This window comes from Microcoleus sp. MON2_D5, from assembly GCF_036701905.1.
Taxonomy (GTDB): Bacteria; Cyanobacteriota; Cyanobacteriia; order Cyanobacteriales; family Microcoleaceae; genus Microcoleus.
Genome location: NZ_JAUBRM010000009.1, coordinates 13407 through 37757, shown reverse-complemented (window position 1 = coordinate 37757; position 24351 = coordinate 13407). Strand labels below are relative to the sequence as shown.

Genomic DNA, 24351 nt, shown 5'->3' with positions numbered 1-24351 from the left:
TTCTATGAAATACAGTATGCGGACAGGGCGCGGGGCCGTGTTCCGTGTCAGATCATCTGTACTTCACTCAACTGAAAACCCATGTAATCCTTCGCCGAAAAGTAAGCTAATACCAGATAAAAAAAGCATCCAACTTTATTTAGACAACCTCCCAACCCATATATAATCAGTCACTCCCCATTCTAAAATCTAAAATCTAACATCTAAAATGGTTATAACCCGTATTCACAGGAAGCTGATCAATGACTGGCACTTCAATAATTTTAGCCGTAGACCGCAATCAGCGAAACTTGGAACTATTAGCACAATTTCTCAATAAAGAAGGATACCAGATGATCGCGGCTTATAACTTTGAAGATGTTGCACAAGCTATCAGTCAGCCTGCTAGGATCGGGATGGCTTTAGTAGATATTTCTGGTTTCGACCGCCGGATTTGGGAGTGCTGCGAACAACTGCGAAATCACCACATCCCTTTTCTGATACTCTCGCCCAAACAAAGCGCTGCTATTCAGCACGAAAGCCTCTGCCACGGTGCTCGGAATATGTTGGTAAAACCTTTGATCGTTAGAGATTTGCTGGGAATTGTTCACAGCTTGCTAGGAGAACCTGCGTGAGTCAAATTTTATTGCTTGTAGAACAGAAAGAAAATCGTCGCTTGTTATTAGAATGGCTAGCAGTTTATTATGAGGTATTGCTGCCAAACTCAACAGATAATAGTGAGGATTTTTTACCATTTAATCAATCTTTTGACCTGGCGATAATTGACGGTCTTGCCCTGAAACGCCATTGGCAATGGGTGGCCGCCCAAAAACAGGCAGAACACCCGGTATGCTTGCCTTTTCTTTTGATTACATCCCGCTCGGATGTAGGAATGGCAACGCAATTTATTTGGCAAAGTATTGACGATTTGATTATCGCTCCGATCGAGAAGATAGAATTGCAAGCGCGGGTGGAGATTTTGCTGCGATCGCGCCAGTTGTCTTTAACTCTCAAATTGTCTCACGACCAACTCGATCGCACTCTGCAAACAGCCCAGGAACTCAACGAGATGAAAACATCTTTGTTGTACATGATTGCCCACGACGTTCGCAATCCTTTGAATTTCATCATCGGCACTACACAACTTCTTACCAAGTACAAGTTGACATTAACAGATGAGAAAACACAAGAACTGCTAGACAAAACTCAAGCAGCCGCAAAAGGCATCGATCAGTTATTAGACGATGTTCTGCTGCTGGGCCGTGTTGAGTCAGGACAAGCCGGATTTTGCTTGGTACCGCTAGACTTAGCAAAGTTTTGTAATGAGTTGGTAGAGGAATTTCAGAGCAGCCTGAAGTTGAAACCTCCAAGCGATCCGGTGACGCTGATTTTTGTGAATCACACTCAATCGCCGATGGTGTCTTTGGAGGTAAGCTTGCTCCGGCGCATTCTGGGCAATTTGCTGTCAAATGCTATTAAGTATTCTCCCCCAAATACCGAAGTAATCTTTGAATTAAAAGTTACTGAAACCGAGGCTATTTTTTCAGTACAGGATGCAGGAATTGGCATACCTGTCGCCGACCAAGGACGGCTGTTTGAGTCATTTTACCGGGCTAAAAATGTCGGTCGAATTCCCGGTACAGGACTGGGGCTGAGCATTGTTAAAAAATGCGTGGACTTGCACGGTGGCGAAATTACTTTGATCAGTGAAGAAGGCGTCGGCAGTACATTTACCGTAACGCTGCCGATCGCAAAACCTGGAAAAAAGCAAATCTCGCCTGCAACGCCTTAAACTAGATGCAGGGATTATGCGAAAATTTACAGACTATGCAGTTGTCTGAGCTAAGGCGCGCCTTTTGTGCCGTACAATCAATCAACTGTTGAAGACCGATCGCCTGAGCTTTCAGGCAGACAGTCCAACTGTTCAACTATTAATGGTTGAAACCTGATGTCTCCAGGTTCAATCGCCACTCTTCTCCACCAAGCGGGCAACAAAAGCAGCCAAAACTTACCCAAAGACACAGAACGCTGCTCGCGAACAAAAACCAAGGGCAGGAGAGCCGCCAGTCGTAAGACGGCTGAGAGGGCAAACACCCCTGGCAAGCCACCGAGATTGGTCAAAGTGGCGATAAAGCCACCAAGGGTGATTCCCATTGCCCCAGTGACACCAGGAACCGCCGCCGCGATCGCAAAGTAAAGGGACTGATTGCGTAGTGGGGTCACCGACATCATCAGATTACCACTGCACAGGTCGATCGCCGCCCACGTTGCACCGCCGATGATGTGCAACAGCGGGAACCAGACCCATATAAAAATTGGAGCCGTTCCAGCTTCTAGCCAGAGCACAGGGGTCAGAGCCACCAAGATTCCCACTACTATCATGATCGGGCGGTTCCCAACCCGGTCAGCCAGCTTCCCCCAAAAAACCAGCATCAGTAAGTTAGCACCCGCTCCTAAGCTGTTGTAGAGCGTTACCACGCTGACATCTATATTTATGTCATCCAGCAAGTAAAGGTTAAAGAAGGGAGCGCTGACGTTAACAGCAAAGCTCCATAGGCCAGAGTAAAGCAAAAACTTTAAAAAATTGGCTTCCTTGAGAAAGCTAAAAATTGCCCCTATGGATGATTTTTCGCCTATATCTGAATGCGTGACGTGTACAAGCTTTGGGTTCACATCGGTCATAAAGAACTGACAACCTAGACTGATGATGCCAAGCACAATTCCTAAAACCAAGATGGCACTGTAACCTTGGAGCCTTCCACCGGGCCAGTTCGATACCACTAGAGCCAGCAACGGCACACCAATGAGATTCGTCAAGCTGACAGCACTATTGCGAAAGCCAAAATACCGCCCGCGCAACCGCTGAGGTACTAAAACCGCCAACCAGCTCAAGAAGGAAGCACGACCTAAAGATTCTAAGACTTGAGTTACCCAGATGATTGCCAATGTCAACTGCACTACCTGATGTCCAGCGAGCTGAAATGAGCCTCCCAACCACATTGCTGGCACGAGAATCAGCCACAGCACTCGCGACAGTCCGAAAATCCAGAGGGAATACCAGTGGCGGCTCTGCAGTCGGTCTCCTATATAAGCTCCGAACGGTTGGAGCAGATTTACCAGTTGAGGAATGGAGGCGAGCATACCAATTTCGACTGGGCCAGCCCCTAAATCCAGCAAGAAATTACTGAGCAACGCGCCGCCGATGATGCTGTAAAAAAGCGTAGCGAAAACACTCTCCAAAGTTAGTGCTCTGAGGCTTGACCGAGTTTCCGGTTTGGAAAGTTTTAGAGGCGGAGTGGTCAGAAGTACCGTCTCTGGTAAGGCTATATCCTCTTGGATTTCCTGAAGAGGGAGAGGACTCGTTCTGTAATCTTCTTCTTGTGTTTCGAGCATACTGGATAGGCAATAGATGAGCTGCTACGCAGCTTAATTGTATAATATAAGATTAAATATTTTAAGTAAGACAGCCAGAGATGCCAGCTAAAAATCACCTCTCTAAAAAGCCAAAAGAAAGATTACTTAAATAAATTAGGGAAAATAAGAATGCCCAAATTAGAGAATAATTTTTAATTGCATTATTAATAGTTAATCAATAAATAGCTAAGTTTTTATAAATTTTATATGCGACAGTAGCTTACTGGATTTTTCAGGGTGAACCCGATAAAATAGAGAGCTTTTGAGATAAAAGAAGTCAAGGCAACTTTCGGAAACCCACCTATGGGTATGAATAAACGTTGCTAAAAATGGGAACAAAATCAAAGTTCTAAAGGAGCAAGAGCGTTCAATAACTCTTCTAGGATAAATCGCAGCAAAGATTGAGTTGCTAATATTAAGCCCAAGCGGGATTGGGCTAGTTTGGGCTGTTCTATTTTAACTTTACCCCAAATTCGGCACTGGCTGTAAAAAATCTGAAATGCGTCGCTCAAACTATTGGCTAATTTGAAATAATTGACAGGTTTTTCGCGGTTCTTTACATCAAAAGTAGGATATAAATTGTCTAGCACTGTTAACAGTTGCGATATTAAACTGCGTTCTGCTGGATGCACTAACCGCAGTCGATCGCCCTCGTCAATCCAAGGGATAGGATTTGGACTCGCTAGAGACCAAATTTGCGGCGCTGTAGCCACATCGGGCTGGGCGATCGAAATTATCCGATCGCGGTGGGCCATTCGCAGCAGGGAACAGCAGCGCGCGTGGCTGTACTGAATGGGAAACAGTCGATCGGCTGACACAACAGGAGATAATATTCGAGATTCTGGAAGTGGGAGGTTCGTTTGGGCTAAACGCTGCAACCAAACGGCTAAACCTGCATCAGTCAACTCCATCTCGATAATTCCCGCCGGCGCTACTTTAACGGCGAAATCTGGGTAGCACAGCGGTTCGAGTGTTTCGGCCAACTGTGCCGCGATTGTGTGCGGTGTCTGCTGCCAAGTTTTAGCCAATTTCAGGGCGATCGCAGACACGTACAGCACCCGCGCGCTATCTTTACTCCGATTTAACGGAAATATTGCACCATTCTCCATCAGTTTTTTATGGGCGGGCAGGATGCCTACCCCACAATCAAATTCACTTTTTGTGGAACAGGCATCTTGCCTATTGTTGAGAATGGTGCAACCTATGAGATTTAATGGAATTTCCCCTAGTGTCTCTTGCTGGGCGATCGCGCTTTGGAACTTGGAAAGCAAGAAACACTTCACTGTAACTTCCGGGCACTGCGAGATATTTGCTGTATCCATATCGGCTGATCATACGGTAACAGCGACGATCAACTGTTACCGCTTGCACTGTGCTTGTACGTTAAACTGCTGATGTCAGAGATAGTCGATCGGCTCCCCCGGGCGGGGCTACATCGAATTAATGTGCTTTCTAGCGATTTGTTTGCTAACTATACAATAATTTACGACAAATTTTTTGCTGCACTCTACCATTTTGATGTATTTTTTGCTACATTGAATCTTTCGGTAAAACACAGAAAAGTCAGCATAGTTAAGAAGCGTGCAAGCTTGATCGGGGGTTGGTTGTCTCACTTTGTATCGCACTGCTGGCAGAAGCTGTTTTTCTCACTATTAAATATATCCCAGAGCCTCACTTATGCAATCAACTTCCACACCTCTAGAGACTATCGATCGACCTTTTATCACTTGGCAGCGAATTATCGACTGGGCCCAGGAACACTACCGCTGCCGGACTTTTAGCAAAGACGAGCGGATTCCCGCAAGACCCGGACTGCTGTATTTAGTTCAGAAAGGTTCTGTGCGGCTCGTAGGCAGCGCTCAAGTTAGCGCTGCAGCGGCGAAGTCAAAATCCGCTGACAAAACTACAGAAGAAGCTTTTTTGGGCTTCGTCGGCGCCGGTCAGCCCTTTGAACTGGTTGCTCAGTCTCCGTTTACTCTCCAAGCTTACGCTCATGCCGATCAAACTCACGTAGTGTGGATGTACTGGCACGACTTGGATAATTGGCCTCACTTTCGTAGGGAAATTTTGGATGCGTTTCGCTACCAGCACCAGCGGAAACTTCTCTGGCTGAGCACTTTGGGACAGCGCCGGACGATCGACCGACTGTTGGGATTTCTCACTTTGTTGATCGAGGAGTTTGGCGAACCTTACGTAGGTGAGGGCGAACCGGATGTGGTTCGGGGCTATCGGCTGCCTTGGGCCTTGACTCACGCTCAAATTGGCAGCGCGATCGGCTCAACGCGGGTGACGGTGACGCGACTGATGGGTAAGTTGCGATCGAAAGGTTTGATTAATACTGAGGGTGATAATTTAATCTGTTTGCCGGCTAAGTCTAACCCCCAAAAGACAAACAACCAAAAGCAGGATGTAGAAGCATTCCTCGATGATTCCCTGGATGATTCCCTGGAGGATTCCCTGGAGGATTCCCTGGAGGATTCCCTGGAGGATTCCCTGGATGATTCTATCGAATAATCTGTATAAAATCCTGCGGGCAATTGCCAACAAACAGTGCGTCGCTATTAGTTGTTTGCCGTCGCGCTCAGTCGCTCGACAGTGTACGATGAATTGTGTAAACTTTTCCAGTTCTCGAAAGGTGCGACTGATAATGACCGATAACAAGCAAAAATCTACTATCCCGAACCGTCAGCAACGGGTGGTATTCTGCGACTTTGATGGGACGATAACCGTTGAAGAAACTTTTGTGGCAATGCTCAAGCATTTCGCACCGGAATTGTCGTCTCAACTAATGCCTGAAATATACGCTAGAAGGCTGAGTTTGCGATCGGGAGTGCGGCAGTTATTAGAGTCTATTCCCTCGGAATGTTACGGGGAAATTGTGGAATTTTCTAGGGGAAGGCTGATGCGGCCGGGATTGTTGGAATTGCTGGATTTTTTGGACGAGAAAAAGGTAGATTTTGCGATCGTGTCCGGCGGTCTTCGGATTATGGTAGAGACGGTAATGGGCGATTTGGTAAACCGGGCGAGCGTTATTTACGCTGTGGATGTGGACGCTAGCGGCCCTCGGTTGCAAGTCAATTCTGAGTTGGAAGGAGATGAGGAATTGGTGTCTAAGGTGCGGGTGATGGCGCAGCACCCGGCCGAAGAACAGGTGGCGATCGGAGATTCGCTGACGGATTTTAATATGGCTTTGCAGGCTTCGTCGGTGTTTGCGCGCGATCGGCTTGCCCAGTATCTAGACGAACAGCAAAAGCCTTATACTAAATGGGATAATTTTTTTGATATCTTGGAAAGTTTGTCCCAGAAATGGAATTGAAACTCTAGTAGGAATTGCGACCAAAAAATCGCACTATGCGGTATGTGTATTTAGTAAAATGCTGATGGCTCACCCTACGTTGAGAGCGATATGTATTGGTAAGCTTTGCACGGATTACCCTACGTTTAGATAGACCAGCGCAATTCCTATTAACGTAAAAAATAAATGAAAAACTGAGGAATTATAAAGAATGAGTGGCGATTTGAGATCGGATTTAATTGCAGCAGCCAAACATTTTTACGATCGCGGTTGGATGGTTGGGACTGCTGGCAATCTTTCAGCCCGCTTGCCAGATGGCAGTTTTTGGATTACTGCTAGCGGCCGCGCCAAAGGGCAGTTAACGGAACAAGATTTTATCAGAATGAACTCAGACGGCGCAATTGTCGAGCAACCTGTTCCCGACAGCCGCCCTTCCGCCGAAACCAGCATTCATTTAGCCGTTTACAATTGTTTTCCAAACGCTAAAGCTTGCTATCACGTCCACTCGATCGAGGCAAATTTAGTTTCTCGGCTAACAGTAGGAGATGCAGTGCCTTTGCCGGCGATCGAAATGCTGAAAGGTTTGGGGGTCTGGGAGGAAAACCCGCAAGTGTCGATACCCCTCTTTACAAATTATTTAGAAGTCCCTAAGATAGCCAAGGAAATTGGCGAATTCTTTGCCGTTTCTGCGCCCTCTGTACCCGCTTTGTTAATTCGCGATCACGGCATCACAGTTTGGGCAGATTCGCCAGCCACCGCTTACAATTACGTAGAAATTGTAGAATACATTTTTCGCTATACGATCGCCGCCCGCCAATTAAATTTAGATTGAAGATTTGGGATTTGAGATTGAGCGGTGCATGAATTCGGAATTATGTAGGTGCGCCCTAAGCAGCTTACGGCTATTACCGCTATGATTAGCCTCTCCAACCACTTTTTGTATCCCGGACTGTAGGAAACGAGCAAACATTCAGAAGAGGCAACAGTTATGGCTAAATATACCAGAATTTTATCCATAGATGGAGGCGGAATTAGAGGAATTATCCCCGCGCAAGTTTTAGTTAGCGTTGAGTCAAAGCTGCAACAGAAAAGTGGCAACCCAGATGCGAGAATAGCTGACTATTTTGATTTAATCGCGGGCACAAGTGCGGGAGGCATTTTAACTTGCATCTATTTGTCTCCAGATGCCCAAAATCCCAGCCGGCCTCGGTGGTCAGCCCAAGACGCTGTTAATTTTTCGATTCAGAGCGGCCGCGACGTTTTTAAGAGTTCATTTTGGAAAAAACTCAGATCTATAGACGGTTTGATAGATGAAAAATATCCCGGCGATCGCTTAGAACAATTCTTTTTGGAAAACTTTAGAGATGGCAAACTCAGCGAACTGCTGAAACCTTGTTTAATTTCCAGTTACGACATCGAAAGGAGAAAAGCTCACTTTTTCGATCAAATAGATGCTAAACAATATCCAGCAGAAGACTATTTTATTAGAGATATCGCCCGAGCCACCTCTGCAGCTCCCTCTTACTTTGAACTTCCTAAAATCCGATCTTTGACCAATGAATCCTACGCTTTAATTGACGGGGGAGTTTTCGCAAACAATCCCGCACTTTGTGCCTATGCAGAAGTTAGAAATAAATTCAGAATTCCCGACGAGCGCCCCGATAAAGGCCCGACAGCAAAAGATATGGTAATTTTATCGCTGGGGACGGGAGAAGCTCAGAATAAATTCCCCTACGAAGAAGCGAAAAATTGGGGTCAAGTTGAGTGGGTTCAGCCTTTGATTAATATCATGATGACGGGAGTTGCTGAAACTGTAAATTATCAACTAATTCAAATTTATGATGCGGTTGAAAGACCGAATCAATATTTGAGAATTACTCCCGATTTGCTCCACGAAGAACCGCTGCCCATTGATGATGCCTCGGAAGAAAAAATATCAGACCTGCTGAGAATTGGCAAGGATCAAGCAGACAAGAATAATGAACAGTTGGATAAGTTTATCGACTTGTTACTTGCGGAGTAGTCCTAGGGTTTTAGATGTGAGATTTTAGATTGGGAAATGAGTGATGATTACCACAGAATCAATCACTGCCAATCTAAAGTCTAAATGGTATAGCGCACCAACCGCAGGGCAAGCCGACTGAAAATATATGTTGACAAATCGTGCAATAATTGCTGTAGGATTTCCGAAAATCAGTAGGTGGCAGTGCTTCGCCCTGTTTGCAATTAATCGCCAGCCCTCAGTCATTGGTTAAAAAAGACCAAGAAAAGCCCGATCGACATTTAGATGAAACCTTAAATAACAGGTGGTTTCAGCGGTTTTTCGTGACGTTGTTCCTGGGCGGCCAAGTGCTGCTACGCATACTCCAAGGCAAAATTGACCGTCGCCAAATCATGGAACATTTAGTAACAATAGGCCTGGATTCTTTCCGATCCCTGCTGCTAATAGCCTTTTTTGGCGACATGATTTTTACATTTCAATCAGCCAGAGAATTGGTGCACTTTGGGGCGGTTGGGGCGATGGGAGGTGCTTTTGCTGTGGCATTTTGCGACGACGCTGGGCGGAGGTAAAGGAGTAGGCCAAGCTGCCACGGCGGCGGTGGTAACTTCTTGGGTGTTGATTTTTGTGGCGGGTTTATGTTTATCGCTGTTGATGTTTCACGAGTTGGGAATTCCTAGAAGTTGATAATCTTGGGGATTATAGCAGGAGTCAGGAGTTAAGATGCTTAAATATTACGGGTTTGAACAATCATCAACGCCCTACGCCGCCAAGGCGATTGCTATAGCAATCCTCAATGATTTTCTCTATCTAGATCAATCCTCAATGATTTTCTCTGTGTAAGTATATTGACGTATTTTGGGGAAATCAAATTTATGTTCGTTAGTAAAAAACTCAAACAAAAACTTGACAATATTAAAAGATCTACATAAATACCAATACTTTCTTAAAAAGTTTTTAGCTTGTAGCCAAATATCTTCAACGGGATTCTGTTGGGGAGCATTGGGAGCAAATAAAATACAAGTAATTGACCAATTCTCAGGTTCTTTCTCACCATTTAGTTCTAATAAAAAGTCTCTAAATTCTCCATATTTATGATAACTAGCTCCCTCCCAAATCAAGATAATCTTGCGATCTTTATATTTATTTTGTAAGTATTTTATGAATTTAACTGTGGATTCTCCATCACCAGATGGATGGCTCTGAATATGGAATTTTTTGCTTTGATAATTGAGGGCGCCAAAATAAGTTTGTCTATCTTTTTCATTGGTAATTGGGACTTCAATCCTGATTTTTGATTGACCCCAAACATAACCAGTTAGATCATCATGAAGTAGATGACATTCATCTAAAAACAATACTATTATTTCCCCAGACTCTATACCAGCCTTGTTTTTAAATAAAATATCGTTAATCTCTTCCGTCTTTTTTTTTACCAGTTCTTTATCAAATTTAGGATTAGCTTTTTGAGTTTTTTTCCAACTTATTTTCGCCCGGTCGAAAAGTTCATAGTAACTCTGTTTTGATTTATACATCACACCAAACTCTTGAGCTAAATAAGTAACCAACTCATCTAAATTCCAATATTCTTTATTCTTTAACCACTCGATTACTTCAGTATTTTGTCGAGCTGTTAAATACCCTTTTGACCCTTTATGTCCTAGTTTGATTCCGGCGATGCCTTTGGTTTTAAATTGTTTTTTCCAATAACCACTAAAAAATTTACTTACACCTAAAATCTTGCTGATTTCATGGTAGATATTACCTGAAAGCGCCATCCTTACAGCTATTGCTCGTTTTAGTTCTCTTGCATCGATATCGCTTTTAATGAAATCTTCTAATTGGGCTATTTCTTTTTCCATATCTTTTTCTGGCAGTTGTAAGTTATTCATTTTTTTATGGTCACAATCAAGTATTGCATATAATTGTATCATAGTCTTGATAATGATTTAGGATTGCTATATAAAATCAACATGAAGATTTTTTAAACCGCAGATGAAGGCAAATAAACGCTGATGCAATTTGATCGGCGTTTATTTGCCTTCATCCGCTGAGCTCTGCGGTTTAAGACTCTCAACTTTAGATGGTAGATTGGAGAAAGGAGGGCGATACACTCGAATTGCCTGAATAGGCACTTCCCCATCTGTTTCGGGGACGATTTCGAGGGTGTGTTTGGAGTTGCTCAAATTCTGAGCCAATGTTGTAGAATACTCGCGGCTTGAATCTGCAATTTGTGGAGGAACGTATGAATCCACAAACATTGGTCGCACCTGCCAGGAAATCTCAAAGCCTTTAGGCGTCGGTTTTTTAGAGTATTCATAAGAATTTTTCAGCCACCAGTTTCTCGGTTCAATCACGACGCGGCCCGAGTTTGAGACAAACATTTCGTCGTTTGTACCGCTGCCGTCGTAACCTGTTTTAGAACCTACAACGTCAAATTTAAACTTGCTGGCGTCGCTGTTAATCTCAGTAATTACGGCTTTCCAATCTTCGACGATTAGCGGTTTTTGGCTGGATACTTGGAGAATAGCGGGCCAAGGAACGCCAAGGCTAGCGCTAGGTCTGGTGATGCTGTAAAGTTCAGGAAATTCTGAGGGTTTTTTGCCGTCGATCGCAATTCTAGCAGACATTGCCTTGCCGTTGAAGGTTTTATCGGCTATCGCATCTATTCTATTCCCTTCAAATTCTAAAACCAACTTGCCATCTTGCCACTTAACATCCCTGCCAACTGTATAGGTTTTCACTAAATCCTGCGGCTGTTGAGGAGAACTTGGCTTGTATCGCAGGTGGGGTTTTATGAGAGCAGCTAGGAGAAAATTTCCCCAATTGTTGAGGTGAATGCTGTCGCTCAATAGCTGTTGTGGCTGCAAGCGATTGTCTATCAAATACTGGCGCCAAGGTTCGCGAATTTCCGCGATTTCACAGCCGTACTTATCTGCCAACTCCGGCAGCCATTTAGTAGAATGAGTGTTGTGCCATTCGTATCTTTTGACTGAATTTGGATCGTCGCTATTGCCTGTCGGCATCCAGTCAATATGGTCTGAATGCAAGAGTATTTCGCTAGCAGTGCGGCGGCGGACATTGGCAATTAGGGCTTCGTAATCTTCATCGCCTCCGTAGACGTGGAATATCAGTAAGTCGGGATAAAAAGGATACAAATCGTGTTCGCTGGGACGGATTAAAATCGGGGCAGCAAATCCTCCGATTGCTCGATTTTCCACAATCAAATCTGCATTGGGAAATCGCTGTCTCAAATCCTTCACTACATCTTTCCACCAATCTTGCTGAGTGATGGATTGACCGTAGAAGAGGATACGCACTTGGCGGCGGTCTGTTGGAGTGCTCGCTGCAAGTAGCCCCATCGTCCTTTGAATCCTCGCTCCAAAAGTAGCATTATTTTCAATAGGAGCGGGTGGGGGGAATGGCGTATCGGCCACTATTTTTTTGATGAGCGGAACTAACAGAAAGCTCAGACACAAAAAAAGCAGCCACAAGTAGCGATAAATCTTGGATTTTCTGCTATTTCTTTGGTGTTTTGCCATTGTTTTATTTTTCCCTGTCCGTTTCAGTTCGCTCAAGGCGACTGTGGGATGAATGCTACGCCTCTAATCAGTAGCTGTACCGTGCTTGTGGGCGCACCTCACGAGTAGCTGTAGTGTAGGCTGTATGGAAATATATTACCAAATTGAGCGCGACAAAAAGTGATATAATGCCAGCTAATTAATTGCACTCGGATCGATCGCACGTCAAATGGATTACAAAACAGCCCGCAGTTTTCTGATCGACCAAGGAACGGCCCTGGAAACCAAGAAAAATCCCGACGCCTTCCTGATGCGTCTCAAACAAGGTCAGCCCCCCGTGCCCGGACAGGTGACATCGATTTTATTAGCTTTAAAAATATTGTTTGAAGGGCTGCAAGAATCTCCAATGCTCGATCGACAATTGATCTCGGCACTGCATTTACTGTCAGTAGAAGGTTTGCAGCAATTTGAAGCTGGACTCGGCAGAGGAGTTTCTTGGCCACCGCTGCTGAAGGAAGACTTAAATCGAATTGCGATCGCAGTCAAGAATATCTTTTCCGGCGTCTGGCAATAATTAGCTCGGCAACCACCGCTCCCGATACCCACCGCCAGCATACTCAACTATTTATCAATTTTTTGTAAAATTTTCTGTTAATTTTGCTACCTTTACCCTCGAAGTGTGGCATCTTAATATAAGAATCGGTTCTAACAAGCAATTGGAGAAACTACTTATGAACGCAGAAGAAAAAGCTAGACAACTAATTGCACGAGAAAGGCAGCATAGCGAACACTTGCAAGACTCTATGCTCAACCGTTCCTCCCACGAGCTAGAAACACCTAGCGAAGGAATTGCTGAAGAAAAAGCCAGAGAATTAATGGCTCAAGAAAGGCAGCACAACGAACACCTGCACGACTCTATGTTAAGCCGTTCCTCCCAAGAGGTAGAGGCATCGATCGCACCCGATGACACTCACAAATAAATTTTGTTAACACAAGACTTACGCACACACACCAATAAACCGGGTTTTTATACCATTTTTCATACCATAATAAAGGGCTATAAAAATGTTTTTGTGTAAACAACCTGGTTTCTGCGTCCCGGAAGAGTTCAGTACAGCCAAACTCAACTCAAATCGATGAGAATTTTAGGTGCAATCAAAACAGCCCCTGCTCGGTTTGCAGGCGCTATCACAAATCTCCATGCGCCATATATAGCAATAGAAAATGCCAAGTTCTACTGATCGCCAAAGCTTTCGAGGGATGCCAAAAGAGCTGGCAGTCCGGCCAAGGTAGCAGAAACCAAAGCCTCATCTTTGTAAACTCGCGATCGGAGAATACTGGTACTTTTAGACGCAGAGGTGAAAGAGTCTCGGCGTTGGGAATTTCCGGTTTCAACCCGCCCTAAATTTTTTGTTTCTTGCGTCACGCACAACATAGCAGTATCCTCGCAGTATCATCAATTAATCCCTAATATGCGCCCGAAAAATTTTTCAGGGCTTGCTGGATATTTTTATTATTATTCAGATAGGTAACAGAGATAAAACCATGAAATAATTATTCACGATAGGCAGGGATAAACTTAAACTGTATAACAACTTTTATTAATTTGTTACACGGCGCGTTTGTTTAAGCCGATCGCCCACAGCGACTCAGCCACCAGGCAGCAAAATCACTGATTTCACAAGAGGAACGCGGATCAATGATGCTAACTCTTAGTCCAGCAACAGTTATAAGTCAAATCAAGCCGACTGTCGAAATCTTGCGCGACGGAGACTACCGCTACCGAGACTCCTTTGCGATCGATCGACCTTTCAGAGAAATCCAATTTCGGAAACAAGACAGATACATCACCGGCAGCGATTCAGACAAACGCACTGGCAAAAGTTACTGCTTCCGGGGAATCCCCCAGCACAACAACATTATTAACATCACGGTAGCGATCGAAATTTCCCCAAAAACAGCACAGAAAACCGAGTGGAAATTAGCACCGGGAAACCCAATTAATTTCGACAAGTTTTATCCGCTGCAAGCTGGACCGGGATTAGAATTGTACAAATGTTTGACAGCATTTTTACCAAAATTGAAGGATTAGTTATTCGTTACTTATTAGTGGTTATTTCTTAATCGCTTGGGATTGTTAATAACCAATAACATTCGTTAACAGTTAACCGTCAACCGTCACCAGCCAACATTTAACTCCCTAAGAACCACCATTTTCCAATTCTTCCCGCAGCATTTCCCGGTAGACTTTCGGCAAACGAGAACTCATAGAATTGTTCTCAATTCCATATCCCAAACTCGTCCAAGTTCCTGAAAGCATCCGCAATACCTCAGTTAATCTTTCCTGCCGCAACATCTCAGGAATATCAGCTTTCCAAAACTTGCGATCGCTCAACCAAGCATAAACCACAGCATCCTGATCTTCTGGTTCAAAACTGTAATCTTCCCAGAATAAAAAATTAGCACGACGCGCCTGATAGCGCTTCGCCTTCTCCTTCCAAGTCGTAGTCAGAAATTGATACCTGCCCGCAGCGGTAGTACACTTGCCTCGATTCGGGCCCTTAACAATCTTCACGCACCAGTCAGGATGGCGGCTCAAATCTAATATATATTTGCCACCGTAAACAACGTGATAAGGGCGAGAAACATTAGACTCGCTAGCAGAAATAGTACGCATCAGCGCCCGAATGTAAGGATCGCCGGTTTTCATAGCCAGCGGCGGAAATTTTCCCACCCCGCTTGCCGACTGCGACAACTGCTGATTTCCCCGCAAACTGTCAACCAAAAAAACACCGCCCCCAATCACAGCGCCGATTAAAAGTATAAATCCCAGGATTTGAATCTCCGATCGCCTCAGCAAACCTCTTTTTCGACGGCCAAATTTCTCAGCTTCCAGCAAAGTCATTTCCATTTCCGAAATTTCAACCCATTTTCGAGCCACCCGCATCCGGCGCACCCGAAAATCGTATTGATATAGGGGGGCCGCTAACAGCGTTAAACTCGATAAAACCCCCGCCAATTTGAGCAGCCAGAAATCTAATTCACCTGCTACCGCAACATTTGTCAGGGTAGATATTCCTGTTAGTAACTGAGCCGGATCGATCGATCGCGCTGGCCAATAAAAAATCGCAAGTTGCACCAACAGCGACAGATTAAATGCAAAAAAAATCACTACAACAGCATTCAAGCCTTCTCGCAAGTGCGATCGAATACCTGTGTGCCGACGCTTGAACTTGCGCGCAACGCGAAAGCGCCCCGGCAGCATAATTAGTAAGGGATTTAAGATTTTGACTGCGAACAAATGAAAAACAAAAAACACAGGCAACTGAATCAGCCAAGCCGCCAGCAGTAGAGTCAGAAAGCCGATATCGTCGCTGACAAAAGGAATGCCCCTGCGAAGGACAAAACTAAAACTCTGAGCGAGAGCAAATGCCCTTAACCACGAAATCGGATAGGGGAACCAAGCTGGCCACTTGAGAGTTTTCATGCTGGGAGAGGGAAATTTTAAGGGCGAATCGTAAAACTATTAAGATTTTGCCAGATTTGGCGATCGGAAAATTGTTGTAGGGTGCGTCAGCCCAAATCTTTGACCCAAATCACATATTGCACCATTCTCAATAAGCCTTTTTTGGGCGGGCAGGATGCCCACCCCACAAGAAAATGCACTTTTTGTGGAACAGGCCGGAAAGCCTGTTCTTGACAATGGTGCAATATCTCAGATCCAAATCCAAGTGTTTTTGGTCTGACGCACCGAACCCAAGCGAGGCTAATTCAATCAAATCACACTGGCAAACAACTCCTCAAAACTCTTTTGCGGAGCCTCCGACTTCGCCACAATTTCCACAACCTTGTTGCGAGAAGCCGGCTGAAACAGCGCCTCCACGCACACTTGGGCTACCTTAGTGCGGGGAATGCTGCTTTCAAACATTTTGTCGGCACCAGTCATGACGATCGCATCTGAATTATCCTCATTTTTGAGACCGCCCGGACGGACGATCGTATAAGTTAGGCCGCTTTTTTGCAAATATTCCTCGGCTTGCTTCTTCCAAACCAGAATCAGCCAGAACAAATTCAGCGGGTGAAAAAACTGAGAGACGCACAGAGAAGTCACAAGCACAAAATGCTCAATGCCCTTAGCCTTAGCTGCATCCACCAAATTTTTAGTACCTTCAAAATCCACCTTGTAAGGCGCTGTCGGGTCAAAACCAGGGGCCGCCCCTGTCGCGCACAGCAATACCGTACTATCGCCGATGGCCTCGCCCAGGGAAGTCGCATTTAATACATCCCCAGTCACTAACTCAGCCTCCGGTGGTAAAATTTGTCTAGCTGTGTCTAGATTTCGGACTAAGGCGCGCACGGGAATACCTCGCTTGACCAATTCTGCGACGATGCGGCGGCCAGTCTGACCTGTGGCTCCTGCTACAAATGCTTTCATAAGTCGAGTTATGCTGGATTAGGGTAAGTTTTGTTACTATCAATTTCTCAATTGTAGGGAGGAAACTCCCTTAACACATCCCCAACCCGATCGATTGGCGTGTATAACAGGAGAGCATACGATGAGGCAGGATTCCGCTGAATATCAAACTGTTGAAGCTTCTGACGAAAATTGCTACCCAGATGCGAGTTTCCGACAGCCCGAAAGTGGAAGCGCGGATGCAGGAGAGGAAGTTGAGCCGATTTGGTTTCACACGCATTTTGAAGACAGCATGGAGATGTATGCCGATGCGGAGACGGTGGCAAAGCATTTGAACAACCACAAGACTTGGTTTTGCCAGTGCGCTTCGCCGATGAAGGCCGAGCCGCTCGGAGAAAACGGCTATGATTTATTAATCGGGCGTTTTGGGGCTTTTGGCTACCGTGTTGAAGCGAGAATTGGTTTAGAGTTGCTGCCGCCTGACGCTGAAGGCTGCTATTTGATTAAGACTATTCCGGTTCCGGATTATACCTCGCCTGGGTATGAAGTGGATTTTCGATCGGCAATGAAGCTAGTGGAGATACCGTCTCAGGAGTTTGCCGCGGATTGGCCGAGCTCGGAACGTGCTAAGCTGCCGCCTGCGATTACCATTACTAGCTGGAAGCTGGATTTGGCTGTGGGGGTTTGCTTTCCCAAGTTTATTCGATCGATGTCTCAACCTTTAATAGAAAAAACCGGCGATGCGCTTTTGGAAAAAATCATCAAACAAGTTAACCGGCGCTTGACTTATAAAACTCAGGTTGTTTTTCACGAAAGTTTGGGCATTCCTTTTCCGAAAAATCCTAAGAAACATTAACAATACTTACGCTCTAACCTGTACTGCATTTAAATTGTATGTTAAGTGCGGGATCTCCTGCCCGCCCCACAAGAGTAAAGATTTATTTTACTCTGCAATTTAAACGCGGATTAGCTTAACTCACATTTGTAGGGTGTGCACTGCACACCTTACTCATAAGTGTGATCGTAATAACTCATATCATTGTAGATTTTAGAGTTCGGCGCGAGCGCTCAGTCGCACAATTTTAGATTAAATTATGGGAATAACTGATTGTGTATGGGTTGGGTTCACGAGCCTACAGTTGCTTTTTTGAAACTCCGAACACTGTCTCCGGGTGCTTATGGCGTGCCTTATGCCTATGTTTTTGAATCCCACGCTTGAGCAGTTAATCCAAATAACCAAGTTATTGCTAATAAAATTTAAGGGTAAGGTCATGATTGCATTTGACCTATAGCAATCCTTGCAAAAGTCGTAAATTTTTTATCCCACCCCAACCCTCCCCGAACCTGCTTAGAGGGAGTAAGACATTCACAAATGATGCGAGGATTGCTATATGCTGATGCCTTATCGCCGGAATTAGTTTTTATTATGGGTCAATTTAGCACAGGGTTGGACACAATAGTTTCAAGTCAGATGCCATCAACTTCGACAACATTGTTATTAAAAAATTCGGCTTCTTTCATAAGGATTTCCCTCCTTATTGCCTGATGATTAAACAATAGCCGGCGCAGTTCAAAGCGGGTTCCGATCGCCCTCGGAAACCAGCAAGTGTCTCAGATCACAAGGCCGATCGATCCCCCTCACTGCCCAAAAACCTAAAATTATGTCACATTAAGTAAGGGATTATAAAATAATTCTTGCCATATCCCTAGAAAGTTATGACAACGAAACTAAGAGCTACACCCACAGAGAAAATGGAGAGAGACTTGCACCAGTTGAGGGCAGACCAAGAACTGATTCTCAACCAAGTAGACAATGCGATCGCTCTGTTCGACTCGTCTGACTGCTTAGTTTTGTTTAACAAAAAATTGGCCGGAATTTGGGATCTCTCCCCAGAATGGCTGGAAACAAAGCCGAAGTGTCACTTGCTGTTTGCGGAAATTGTCGATCGGGGTTACTTGTCTGTTCAACAGTGGCAAGAGTTTCAGCAAGCACTCGAAACATCTGAGCATGAAAGTTTATCATTTTATTTCGAGCAATCCAATGCGGTTTGTTTGGAGGTGTGCGCCACGATTACCAACAGCGGCGGACGGCTGTTAACCTTTCGAGACGTTACGGTATACCAAAACTCCCAAGCTAGCTTGAACGCAGAAGTCCGGCGGCTGAGCTTTCTTTTAGGTTTAACCGAACGCCTGCAAAAGTCTGACAGTTTGCAAGAAATAGGTCAGTTTGCCCTCACCTATCTAGTAGAGGCAATGAATGCTGCTTTCGGAGATGTCAAGGTGATTAGCGGCAAGGGAAACGATCGGCAAGCGGCGGCGGTTTCCAACCACGTTTCTGGTCAATTTCTGGCTACTTACGGGGAACCGGTAGTCGCAGGAATGCAAGAATTGCTCGACCAAGGCATTCCCTACGGCATGGGTTTGCTGTGGGAAGTGGTGAAAACTGGTAAACCTGTGTTCGTAGAGGATTATGCCCAACATCCCAATGCCGTGCCGGAATTTCGGCATCCGGGAATCGGACAACTGGGCATTTTTCCGATCGCAGCTACCGACGGTACAATTATCGGAGTGCTCACGCTGGAGTCCCGCAACATCAAAAAACTGCAAACCGCCGTCCACCAAGAAGTGCTGGAGGCTGCTTGCCGGACTCTGGGGGCGGCGATCGAGCGGGCTCAGACACAAGAGAACCTGCGCCAAGTTAACGAAGAATTAGAGTATTCTTCTCAGTTGAAATCCGAGTTTTTAGCCTCAATGTCCCACGAATTGCGGACGCCACTCAACAGCATTCTCGGCTTTTCTGACTTGCTGCTGCGACAAACAGCCGGACAGTTGAGCGATCGACAAATCAACTATGTAGAACTGATCGAAAAAAGCGGCCAGCACTTGTTGCAGCTAATCAACGATATTCTCGATCTTTCTAAAATAGAAGCCGGGAAAGTAGAACTAAACTTACAGCCTGTTCGCGTTCAAGAACTCGCGACAGACTGTCTGAAAATGATGCAGCCACGGGCAGACAAAAAGCGAATCGGTTTGTCTTTAGAACTCGACTACCGTATTACTAAAGTTTGGCTCGACGAACGGCGAGTGCGGCAAATTGTGATTAATTTACTTTCCAATGCCATCAAATTTACCCCCGAACAGGGACAAGTTAAACTCAGCGGGCGTCTGGTCTACGGCAGTGAAATAGAGGGCGACTACCGACCTGATTGTTCTCCTGTAAATGCCAGCACTCCTTATTTTTGTTTTGAGGTGAAAGACTCCGGCATCGGTATTCCTCAAGACCGCTGGCACTTGCTATTTCGACCTTTTCAACAGGTGGATTCTTCCCTGACTCGGCGGCACGAAGGTACAGGTTTGGGTTTGGCTTTGACTAAGCGTCTGGCAGAATTGCACGGGGGAACTGTTTCTTTTCAATCTGTTTGCGATCGGGGAAGTCTTTTCCGCGTTTGGCTGCCTTTGACGGAGATGCGTCAACAGTTGGGAAGCTTTGCTTCTTGTGCTTTGGATACCAAGTTAGTGCCAGGTTGTGCGATTGCTTTACCCATTGGCAGGAAGCGGATTTTGGTTGTCGAAGACCAGCCTTTTAACCAAATGTTAATTTCTGAGGTGATGGAATTAGAGGGGTACGGGGTAGAGATACTCGCGGATGGGAAGGTGATGGCCGATCGTATTCTCGCCGCCTCTGCTGCGCCGCACTTGCTGCCGGATTTGATTTTGATGGACATTCAGTTGCCGGATGTTGACGGATTTGAGTTGATGCGCCGAGTTAAAGCAGATCCTGTCTGGGACTCGGTACCGATGATTGCGGTGACGGCGATGGCGATGCCCGGTGACAGCGATCGATGTTTGGAAGCTGGCGCTTCTGCTTATTTGAGCAAGCCACTGGATTTGAATTTGATGATCGCTACTGTCCGTTCTTTTCTGGGCTAACGATAATTATTTGCAGTTCCAGCACTGCCATTTATGATAATTGATAACAACAAAGGTTAAACTCAAGAGTAGATAAATATGTATATGACTTGCCCGCACTTGCCTCCGAAAGCTGGTTCCTACGAAAAATATCGAGTTTAGTAACGAGAAATATAGGAATCAACCAGTTTTCGAGCTTCCCCACGCGCAACTCCCGAGCTAAATTCAATATATTATATCATATTCCATGTCAAACAAGTCGCCCTGCATCATGTTGGTTGATGACGAGCCAGCTAATCTGACTTTACTCGAAGAGTTATTGCACCTGAAAGGATACGCTACAGTATCAGCCCTATCTGGCCATGAAGCGCTCTCGCTTGCCCGCGCCTCTCGACCCGATTTAATTTTACTAGATATTATGATGCCGGAGATGAACGGTTTTGATGTGTGCGAGATCCTGCGGAAGGATACCGCATTGCAAACTGTACCGGTGATTTTTTTAACTGCCCTCGATGACGATATGTCTCGCATCAAAGGGTTAGAAATGATGGCCGATGATTATTTGACAAAGCCTTTTAACAGTCGTTTGTTGCTGGCGAAAGTGGAAAATATTTTGCAGTTGAGTCAAATGCGAGCGCAAGCTGTATCTTCCCAACTCAACCAGCAAGTCAAAGAGCAAAGCAAACGCCAAATCGCCGCAGCTTGGGAAGCCAACGAATATCTTTCAGAAAAATTTCAGCTATTTGTGCCAGAGCAACTTCTGGGACGAATTGCGCCGCAAGGAATAGAATCTATTCAGTTGGGCAATGTCACAGAAGAAGAGCTGACTATTTTATTTTGCGACATTCGCGGGTTTACTGCGATCGCCGAATCTCAACAAGCTCGCGAGACTTTTGAATGGTTGAACGCTTTTTTTACTAAAATGAACGAGTGCATAACGTCTCACGGCGGGTTTATTGACAAATACCTAGGCGATGCAATCATGGCAGTATTTGACAAGCCGAATTCTCACGCTATGGATGCGATCGAAGCCGCAGTAGCAATGCAAGAAACTTTGCAAGAATTTAATGCCAGTCGCCACCAATACAATTTAGAATCTCCCGTCAATATTGGTACGGGAATTAACACAGGTATCGGCATGATCGGCACTTTAGGTTCCGATCGTCGCATGGACTCTACAGTCATCGGCGATGTGGTAAATACAGCTTCTAGGTTAGAAAATTTAACTAAAATATACGGTTGCCAAATTATTGTTAGCGAAAATGCGATCGTTCATGCCAGAGAATTTCTAAATGGCATAAGTTCCAACTCAAAATCAAAAGAAAGTCTATTATTAAAGTGCGACTTGGAAGTGGAAACACAGGAGACTGTTACTTCTACTTCTGAGGCGACTCCTGCTGACAGCCATTTGCCAAGGAACAATTATTACTATCGCTGGATAGATCGAGTAACTCCGCGCGGCAAGCAGCAAGCTATTGAAATCTACGAAATCTGGGCAGCCTCCTGTCCCGACTCTGAGGCAAAGCAGCTTACCCAGGGTTTATTTGACAAAGGAATTCAAGGATGGCAATCCGAAAGGTTTGTCGCCGCCTTGAGATATTTTCAGCAACTAATAGAACAAAACCCTGCGGATACAGTTGTCCGTTTTTATATAAATCGCTGCCAGGAAAAACTAGGTTTTATACCGGGAAATAGCACTTCATAAAGATTTAACTTTTAGGGCGAGCTACAAGCCCACCCTACAATAGTTTAGACTTATTGCAAAAGTCTCCAACTATCCTGCGTTGCGTCTGTGGTTTCCCTATCAATGAAAGATTTATCCAATAAGTCTACTCTAATTGGAGTTAGCATCAAACAGTCGTCAAAACTTGCTCTCTCAACTTCCCGATCAACTCATTCACACCTCCGGTATTCAAACGGTAACTCAAAGGATGACCGATTAAATAAGCCGAACTTTCAAACAAAACATCAATTTCCACCAAACCATTTTCCCGCAAAGTTTTGCCAGTCGAAACCAAATCCACAATTGCCTCCGACATACCCGTAATCGGCCCCAACTCCACAGAACCGTAAAGCGGCACAATTTCCACCGGCAAATTTAAATTGTGAAAATATTCTCTTGCACAGTGTACGAACTTAGAAGCAACTCTACCGTGAGGAGGCAAATCCACAGTTCGTCGATAAGAACTAGATTCCTTCACCGCCACCGACAGCCGACACTTGCCAAATTTTAAATCAATTAAATTGGCAACTTTCGGCTTTTTTTCCCGCAAAACATCATAGCCAGCAATCCCCAAATCCGCTTGACCGTATTCCACATAAACCGGCACGTCGTGCGTCCTTACTAGCAAAGCTTTGGCCGTACCGGTAGGGTCATATATTTGAAGTTGTCGGTTAGAGGAATCGAGAAAAGCACTGAAGTCTAATCCAACCGATTTAAACAGGCGAATGCTATCTCCTAACAATCCACCTTTGGGAAGTGCAACAGTAATCATGTCAATTTTTAGAGTGTAAATTGCTCAATTTGGGAAGGGGGCGATCGCGGTCTAAGCAGAAACAGCTTTTACCAAACTCAGAATAACACATAGAGTTCATAGCGAAAAATAAATTTTGGCTATTGCTCTCTCCTTTGTTTGGGTATATATTATATTTAGTAAGTTTTTATGTCGTCCCGTTTTTCAAGGGCGGTCAGTATGGAAAACAATCAAGAGTTTGAGAGTCAACAAGTTGACAGAAAATTTCACAATGTAGACCCAGCTTCCCTAAAAAAAATTACAGTAGATGAAATCCTCTCAGGCGGTGGTGGAGAGGCCGAGGAAATGCACTATACAGTGACCGTACCTACCGCTAACGATGCCAAAATCCACAGAGACAGATCATTCGATGCCAAATCAAGTGTGTTCGATACAGCCCCCCGATCGCAGTTTGCAGAAAAACGCGGAACGCTGGGAGGCTGTTAATCTAAAATGCTTGCAGAGGCTGGTGCAGAAAACGGGCCGATCCTCTTCGAGGGCTTCGCTAACGCGCGTTAGCGAAACCCTCGAAGAGGATCGTCATTCAGTCTCACGCCTTTGTGTATTCAACTCTAAAACTTAAAATTTAACTGGGATTGCAAATAGCTGAAAGTTAAACTATGAGCGAATTGACACTTGTTATTGGTAATAAAAATTATTCGTCTTGGTCGCTGCGTGCTTGGCTGGCGATGAAACAAGCTGGACTGGAATTTGCCGAGGTGAGAATCCCTTTAGACTGGCCTACAACCCATGAAGAAATTCGGCGCTATTCTCCCTCGGGAAAAGTGCCAGTTTTAATCGACGGCGATCTGAAAGTTTGGGAATCATTAGCAATTTGCGAATACGTTGCCGATCGCTTTGCAAATGATTTGTGGCCGGCGGATGTAGCGGAACGGGCGATCGCCCGTTCCATTGCCGCCGAAATGCACGCGGGGTTCCAAAATTTGCGCGACAATATGCCGATGGACTGCCGCAACCGCTATCCGGGAGAAGGGATGACTGCCGGTGTAGAAGCAGAGATCGATCGCATCTTTGCGATTTGGCGCGAATGCCGCCAAAAATTCGGAACAGGCGGCAATATGCTATTCGGAAAATTCACAGTTGTTGACGCTATGTTTGCCCCCGTTGTTATGCGTTTTGTAACCTACGGAGTCAAATTAGATTCATCAGCCAAAGCTTATGCGGAGGCTATTTTAGCCTTGCCTGCAATCCAGGAATGGGTAGCAGCAGCTTGCAGCGAAACCGAAAGTATTCCACACATTAAAATCTAGGAAAAATCAGTTTACTTAACCTAAAATCTCAAATCT

24 protein-coding genes are annotated in these 24351 nt (G+C 45.1%); 16 read left to right on the top strand and 8 right to left on the bottom strand.

Annotated features, from left to right (window positions below; all coding sequences use genetic code 11):
- Window positions 1-242: 242 nt before the first annotated feature.
- Window positions 243-614: a response regulator gene (locus tag QUA47_RS05185; protein ID WP_333406550.1), complete on the top strand. Its 372-nt coding sequence runs from the start codon at window positions 243-245 to the stop codon at window positions 612-614.
- Complete coding sequence (locus tag QUA47_RS05180) at window positions 611-1771, top strand: ATP-binding protein (RefSeq protein ID WP_333285928.1); 1161 nt, start codon at window positions 611-613, stop codon at window positions 1769-1771. Before QUA47_RS05185 ends, QUA47_RS05180 begins: the two co-directional genes overlap by 4 nt.
- A gap of 77 nt (window positions 1772-1848) precedes the next feature.
- On the opposite strand, the gene QUA47_RS05175 is transcribed toward QUA47_RS05180, so the two are convergent.
- Window positions 1849-3372 (bottom strand): MFS transporter, encoded by a 1524-nt coding sequence (locus QUA47_RS05175; protein ID WP_333429946.1) that lies wholly within the window; start codon window positions 3370-3372, stop codon window positions 1849-1851.
- Between the two features lie 362 nt (window positions 3373-3734).
- Entirely contained in the window at window positions 3735-4715 is a 981-nt protein-coding gene (locus QUA47_RS05170; RefSeq protein WP_333429945.1) for a DALR anticodon-binding domain-containing protein, read from the bottom strand.
- A 355-nt stretch (window positions 4716-5070) separates the two neighbouring features.
- On the opposite strand from QUA47_RS05170, the gene QUA47_RS05165 reads away from it, so the two are divergent.
- The 6 genes from QUA47_RS05165 to QUA47_RS05140 all read left to right on the top strand — a co-directional run bounded on the left by QUA47_RS05165 (window position 5071) and on the right by QUA47_RS05140 (window position 9374).
- Complete coding sequence (locus tag QUA47_RS05165) at window positions 5071-5907, top strand: Crp/Fnr family transcriptional regulator (protein ID WP_445302483.1); 837 nt, start codon at window positions 5071-5073, stop codon at window positions 5905-5907.
- Window positions 5891-6709 carry an HAD-IB family phosphatase gene (locus QUA47_RS05160; RefSeq protein ID WP_333429944.1) on the top strand — a complete coding sequence of 273 codons (819 nt, stop codon included), beginning with the start codon at window positions 5891-5893 and terminating at the stop codon, window positions 6707-6709. Before QUA47_RS05165 ends, QUA47_RS05160 begins: the two co-directional genes overlap by 17 nt.
- 190 nt (window positions 6710-6899) lie before the next feature.
- Window positions 6900-7520, top strand: a complete 621-nt coding sequence (gene mtnB / locus QUA47_RS05155) for a methylthioribulose 1-phosphate dehydratase (RefSeq protein WP_333429943.1) — start codon at window positions 6900-6902, stop codon at window positions 7518-7520.
- Between the two features lie 156 nt (window positions 7521-7676).
- Window positions 7677-8711 carry a patatin-like phospholipase family protein gene (locus tag QUA47_RS05150; protein ID WP_333429942.1) on the top strand — a complete coding sequence of 345 codons (1035 nt, stop codon included), beginning with the start codon at window positions 7677-7679 and terminating at the stop codon, window positions 8709-8711.
- A 224-nt stretch (window positions 8712-8935) separates the two neighbouring features.
- Window positions 8936-9259 (top strand): hypothetical protein, encoded by a 324-nt coding sequence (locus tag QUA47_RS05145; RefSeq protein WP_333429941.1) that lies wholly within the window; start codon window positions 8936-8938, stop codon window positions 9257-9259.
- Window positions 9216-9374: an ABC transporter permease gene (locus tag QUA47_RS05140; RefSeq protein WP_333429940.1), complete on the top strand. Its 159-nt coding sequence runs from the start codon at window positions 9216-9218 to the stop codon at window positions 9372-9374. The genes QUA47_RS05145 and QUA47_RS05140 overlap by 44 nt, the downstream gene beginning before the upstream one ends.
- A gap of 128 nt (window positions 9375-9502) precedes the next feature.
- Here QUA47_RS05140 and QUA47_RS05135 read toward each other — a convergent pair whose 3' ends face one another.
- Together QUA47_RS05135 and QUA47_RS05130 are read right to left on the bottom strand one after the other, a co-directional pair.
- Entirely contained in the window at window positions 9503-10579 is a 1077-nt protein-coding gene (locus QUA47_RS05135) for an IS630 family transposase (protein WP_333429939.1), read from the bottom strand.
- 141 nt (window positions 10580-10720) lie between these two features.
- Window positions 10721-12229, bottom strand: coding sequence for an SGNH/GDSL hydrolase family protein (locus QUA47_RS05130; RefSeq protein ID WP_333429938.1), 1509 nt, complete (start codon window positions 12227-12229; stop codon window positions 10721-10723).
- Between the two features lie 208 nt (window positions 12230-12437).
- On the opposite strand from QUA47_RS05130, the gene QUA47_RS05125 reads away from it, so the two are divergent.
- Window positions 12438-12782 (top strand): hypothetical protein, encoded by a 345-nt coding sequence (locus tag QUA47_RS05125; protein ID WP_006633144.1) that lies wholly within the window; start codon window positions 12438-12440, stop codon window positions 12780-12782.
- A 157-nt stretch (window positions 12783-12939) separates the two neighbouring features.
- A complete protein-coding gene (locus QUA47_RS05120; protein ID WP_333217834.1) occupies window positions 12940-13188 on the top strand; it encodes a hypothetical protein in 249 nt (82 codons plus the stop codon).
- Between the two features lie 254 nt (window positions 13189-13442).
- Here QUA47_RS05120 and QUA47_RS05115 read toward each other — a convergent pair whose 3' ends face one another.
- Window positions 13443-13643: a hypothetical protein gene (locus QUA47_RS05115; protein WP_333290256.1), complete on the bottom strand. Its 201-nt coding sequence runs from the start codon at window positions 13641-13643 to the stop codon at window positions 13443-13445.
- A gap of 264 nt (window positions 13644-13907) precedes the next feature.
- Here QUA47_RS05115 and QUA47_RS05110 point away from each other — a divergent pair, with 264 nt between their 5' ends.
- Window positions 13908-14300, top strand: coding sequence for a hypothetical protein (locus QUA47_RS05110; protein WP_333429937.1), 393 nt, complete (start codon window positions 13908-13910; stop codon window positions 14298-14300).
- 108 nt (window positions 14301-14408) lie between these two features.
- Here the strand turns inward: QUA47_RS05110 and QUA47_RS05105 are convergent, their stop codons facing one another.
- Both QUA47_RS05105 and QUA47_RS05100 read right to left on the bottom strand, forming a co-directional pair.
- A complete protein-coding gene (locus QUA47_RS05105; RefSeq protein WP_333429936.1) occupies window positions 14409-15695 on the bottom strand; it encodes a glycoside hydrolase family protein in 1287 nt (428 codons plus the stop codon).
- Window positions 15696-15983: 288 nt separating this feature from the next.
- Entirely contained in the window at window positions 15984-16643 is a 660-nt protein-coding gene (locus QUA47_RS05100) for an NAD(P)H-binding protein (RefSeq protein WP_333429935.1), read from the bottom strand.
- A 121-nt stretch (window positions 16644-16764) separates the two neighbouring features.
- Between QUA47_RS05100 and QUA47_RS05095 the strand changes: the two genes are divergently transcribed.
- The 3 genes from QUA47_RS05095 to QUA47_RS05085 all read left to right on the top strand — a co-directional run bounded on the left by QUA47_RS05095 (window position 16765) and on the right by QUA47_RS05085 (window position 22236).
- Window positions 16765-17478: a DUF1997 domain-containing protein gene (locus QUA47_RS05095; protein ID WP_333429934.1), complete on the top strand. Its 714-nt coding sequence runs from the start codon at window positions 16765-16767 to the stop codon at window positions 17476-17478.
- 860 nt (window positions 17479-18338) lie between these two features.
- Window positions 18339-20552: an ATP-binding protein gene (locus tag QUA47_RS05090; RefSeq protein WP_333429933.1), complete on the top strand. Its 2214-nt coding sequence runs from the start codon at window positions 18339-18341 to the stop codon at window positions 20550-20552.
- 226 nt (window positions 20553-20778) lie between these two features.
- Entirely contained in the window at window positions 20779-22236 is a 1458-nt protein-coding gene (locus QUA47_RS05085) for a response regulator (protein ID WP_333429932.1), read from the top strand.
- Between the two features lie 145 nt (window positions 22237-22381).
- Here the strand turns inward: QUA47_RS05085 and hisG are convergent, their stop codons facing one another.
- Window positions 22382-23026 carry an ATP phosphoribosyltransferase gene (hisG, locus tag QUA47_RS05080; protein ID WP_006633153.1) on the bottom strand — a complete coding sequence of 215 codons (645 nt, stop codon included), beginning with the start codon at window positions 23024-23026 and terminating at the stop codon, window positions 22382-22384.
- Between the two features lie 198 nt (window positions 23027-23224).
- Here hisG and QUA47_RS05075 point away from each other — a divergent pair, with 198 nt between their 5' ends.
- A complete protein-coding gene (locus tag QUA47_RS05075) occupies window positions 23225-23491 on the top strand; it encodes a hypothetical protein (protein ID WP_333429931.1) in 267 nt (88 codons plus the stop codon).
- 173 nt (window positions 23492-23664) lie between these two features.
- On the top strand, window positions 23665-24315 hold the full coding sequence (locus QUA47_RS05070) for a glutathione S-transferase family protein (protein ID WP_333429930.1): 651 nt from the start codon (window positions 23665-23667) through the stop codon (window positions 24313-24315).
- The last annotated feature ends 36 nt before the right edge of the window (window positions 24316-24351 follow it).

Bases quoted from the DNA above. Each gene is read 5' to 3' on its own strand.
- QUA47_RS05105 (WP_333429936.1), bottom strand. From the start codon at position 15,695: ATGAAAACTCTCAAGTGGCCAGCTTGGTTCCCCTATCCGATTTCGTGG.
- QUA47_RS05100 (WP_333429935.1), bottom strand. From the start codon at position 16,643: ATGAAAGCATTTGTAGCAGGAGCCACAGGTCAGACTGGCCGCCGCATC.
- QUA47_RS05150 (WP_333429942.1), top strand. From the start codon at position 7,677: ATGGCTAAATATACCAGAATTTTATCCATAGATGGAGGCGGAATTAGA.
- QUA47_RS05130 (WP_333429938.1), bottom strand. From the start codon at position 12,229: ATGGCAAAACACCAAAGAAATAGCAGAAAATCCAAGATTTATCGCTAC.
- QUA47_RS05125 (WP_006633144.1), top strand. From the start codon at position 12,438: ATGGATTACAAAACAGCCCGCAGTTTTCTGATCGACCAAGGAACGGCC.
- QUA47_RS05090 (WP_333429933.1), top strand. From the start codon at position 18,339: ATGACAACGAAACTAAGAGCTACACCCACAGAGAAAATGGAGAGAGAC.
- QUA47_RS05165 (WP_445302483.1), top strand. From the start codon at position 5,071: ATGCAATCAACTTCCACACCTCTAGAGACTATCGATCGACCTTTTATC.
- QUA47_RS05160 (WP_333429944.1), top strand. From the start codon at position 5,891: ATGATTCTATCGAATAATCTGTATAAAATCCTGCGGGCAATTGCCAAC.
- QUA47_RS05115 (WP_333290256.1), bottom strand. From the start codon at position 13,643: ATGTTGTGCGTGACGCAAGAAACAAAAAATTTAGGGCGGGTTGAAACC.
- QUA47_RS05110 (WP_333429937.1), top strand. From the start codon at position 13,908: ATGATGCTAACTCTTAGTCCAGCAACAGTTATAAGTCAAATCAAGCCG.
- QUA47_RS05120 (WP_333217834.1), top strand. From the start codon at position 12,940: ATGAACGCAGAAGAAAAAGCTAGACAACTAATTGCACGAGAAAGGCAG.
- QUA47_RS05075 (WP_333429931.1), top strand. From the start codon at position 23,225: ATGGAAAACAATCAAGAGTTTGAGAGTCAACAAGTTGACAGAAAATTT.
- QUA47_RS05175 (WP_333429946.1), bottom strand. From the start codon at position 3,372: ATGCTCGAAACACAAGAAGAAGATTACAGAACGAGTCCTCTCCCTCTT.
- QUA47_RS05070 (WP_333429930.1), top strand. From the start codon at position 23,665: ATGAGCGAATTGACACTTGTTATTGGTAATAAAAATTATTCGTCTTGG.
- QUA47_RS05170 (WP_333429945.1), bottom strand. From the start codon at position 4,715: ATGGATACAGCAAATATCTCGCAGTGCCCGGAAGTTACAGTGAAGTGT.
- QUA47_RS05135 (WP_333429939.1), bottom strand. From the start codon at position 10,579: ATGAATAACTTACAACTGCCAGAAAAAGATATGGAAAAAGAAATAGCC.
- QUA47_RS05185 (WP_333406550.1), top strand. From the start codon at position 243: ATGACTGGCACTTCAATAATTTTAGCCGTAGACCGCAATCAGCGAAAC.
- mtnB (WP_333429943.1), top strand. From the start codon at position 6,900: ATGAGTGGCGATTTGAGATCGGATTTAATTGCAGCAGCCAAACATTTT.
- QUA47_RS05085 (WP_333429932.1), top strand. From the start codon at position 20,779: ATGTCAAACAAGTCGCCCTGCATCATGTTGGTTGATGACGAGCCAGCT.
- hisG (WP_006633153.1), bottom strand. From the start codon at position 23,026: ATGATTACTGTTGCACTTCCCAAAGGTGGATTGTTAGGAGATAGCATT.
- QUA47_RS05095 (WP_333429934.1), top strand. From the start codon at position 16,765: ATGAGGCAGGATTCCGCTGAATATCAAACTGTTGAAGCTTCTGACGAA.